At 58.5% G+C, this 1442-nt stretch carries 1 protein-coding gene; it reads right to left on the bottom strand.

Going from position 1 to position 1442, the window contains the following annotated elements:
- Positions 1-208: 208 nt before the first annotated feature.
- Positions 209-1207 carry an IS110 family transposase gene (locus DQW50_RS17485; RefSeq protein WP_112080529.1) on the bottom strand — a complete coding sequence of 333 codons (999 nt, stop codon included), beginning with the start codon at positions 1205-1207 and terminating at the stop codon, positions 209-211.
- Positions 1208-1442: the final 235 nt, after the last annotated feature.

Here is a 1442-nt window from a genome sequence, read left to right as displayed (position 1 = left end):
AGGATTTCACCTATGGAAACGCTGCTACCCGGGCAAACCACGTCTAACGACAAAATAATTACGCCGTCCGGGGATCTGCTGTTCTCACAACCGGCAGGCGGTCGGAACGTGTCTGCGGTGCGGTCGCTGTCTGGCGATAGCTGACGCTCACGGAGGGCCTCGGCCGGCCACTGAGGGCCGCCGGACCGGCGGCCCTCAGTTCTTTCGTCTATGCGGTTACACCCGGTGGATCGTACGCTTCTCCCCGATCAAGCATGTGGTAGATCGATACCAGCATCTTCCGAGCTGCTGCCACGATCGCTTTCTGTGAGTTCTTCCGGCTTGCTAACCGGTCGTAAAACCGACTCAGATACTCGTCGTTACTCGTATGAACTGCGGTGTTTGCTGCTTGGACGAGCAGCCATCGTACACGCCCTGATCCACGTTTCGAAATGCCCCCTTCGATCCGCGAGTCGCCTGACTCGCGGATCACCGGGTTCAATCCAACGTAACTGACGACCTCCTTGTCACCGTCAAACCGGTCGATCCCACCTAACTCCGCGTAGATCGTCAGCGCCGTGTAGTAGCTCACACCGGGAATCGTCATCAGCAGCTGGGTCTCCTTCAGAGACCCAGCGCGCTGTTCAATCGTCTCATCGAGCTTCTGAATCTCTTCGGTGAGCGACTCGATCAGGTCGAGGTACGACTCAAGCAACGCGTCGAACGGCGTCGGGATCGAGAGTCCCCGTAGGGACTCTCGTCCCTCCACGGTTAGCGGTTTCACGTCCTCAGTGATGCCATGATCGGAGAGGAGTCCATGGACCTTGTTGGCGTACTTGGTACGGTTTTCGACCAGAGTCTGTCGCCCGCGCACGAGTGCGCGGGCTTCCCTGACCTCCTCGGTCGGAACGTAGCTTTCAGGCACCGAATTTAACCGGAGCATCCGCGCGAGTTCTTTCGCATCAACGCGGTCGGTTTTCTTGTCGGTGTCTGCGATCTGATTGATCTTTTTGGGATGAGCAACGGTCACATCCAAGTGCTCTGACAGCGTATCGTGGATGTGGTAGTAGTTGGAGGTCGCCTCAAGCACGGCTTGTGCGCCGGCGTACCGCTGGGCGAGGTCGTCGAGGTTCGCGTTCTCGACGCGAACCTCTTCGACGATCGTCCCAGCCTCATCCATCACTGCCACCTGTGCGTACCGTTTGTGGACGTCAATTCCGAGGTACATGGTTCGTTCACCCGGGACGCCAGTGCGTGAAGCAGAGATTCACCTATTCGGGCTTTCCCGGATGCCGCGGGGCGCGGCATCCGGGCTGTAGCGCCCATGACTCGGCTTCTTTCGCACACGGACCAGTCAACAGAACGTGCTCTGTGGCACGAAATCCAGGTCGGTCTCTTGCGCCCCATATCTTGTTTCACGCTCTGCTAGGGTAGCAGCGTTTCCATCGAGTCAACAGAGCCGT

The organism is Halorubrum sp. 48-1-W (genome assembly GCF_003287355.1).
GTDB lineage: Archaea > Halobacteriota > Halobacteria > Halobacteriales > Haloferacaceae > Halorubrum.
The sequence above is the reverse complement of the archived record's forward strand: the minus strand, read 5'-3'. Positions and strand labels throughout refer to the sequence as shown.

What these genes read in the sequence shown, in the direction of transcription:
- DQW50_RS17485 (WP_112080529.1), bottom strand. Translation starts at nt 1,207, where the DNA reads ATGTACCTCGGAATTGACGTCCACAAACGGTACGCACAGGTGGCAGTG.